The organism is Bartonella capreoli (genome assembly GCF_902813205.1).
Taxonomy (GTDB): Bacteria; Pseudomonadota; Alphaproteobacteria; order Rhizobiales; family Rhizobiaceae; genus Bartonella; species Bartonella schoenbuchensis.
This window is the reverse complement of the sequence record NZ_CADDZX010000263.1, coordinates 1-427: the sequence shown is the minus strand read 5'-3', so window position 1 is coordinate 427 and position 427 is coordinate 1. Positions and strand designations below refer to the sequence as shown.

1 pseudogene is annotated in these 427 nt (G+C 43.1%); it reads left to right on the top strand.

Annotated elements, in window-relative coordinates:
- A pseudogene (locus J7R05_RS08340) lies at positions 1–427 on the top strand (4-hydroxythreonine-4-phosphate dehydrogenase PdxA); the annotation flags it as partial.

Sequence of the window (427 nt, the reverse complement as noted above, 5' to 3'; positions counted from 1 at the left end):
ACCGTTGTCCCTTCCACATTAAACCCCACCCCAATTCCCCCTACCATAACTATTAACACCTCCATTTTCCTCGATACTCCTCACCCTCCACCTTTTACCCCGCTCCCTCCTCCCGCTATTATTTTCTCGTGAGCTCGTTTTTTACACCTAGACCCTCCACTAGAGTCTTTCTTCATCCATCATCCTATAAAACACTTTCAAACCGCTCTTCCCATAATACCATTAGAAAATCGACAAAGTGATCAACGAGGTCTACCTTCTCCCCAAAATACTGCTGGAATAATTGAGGCCATTAAACGCAGTGTTCAATTGATTCAAAGTGGGCATGCATCTGCATTGGTTACTTGTCCTATTGCCAAAAAGAATCTTTACGATGCCGGATTTAAATTTCCAGGTCATACAGAATTTTTAGCTGATTTGGCCCATC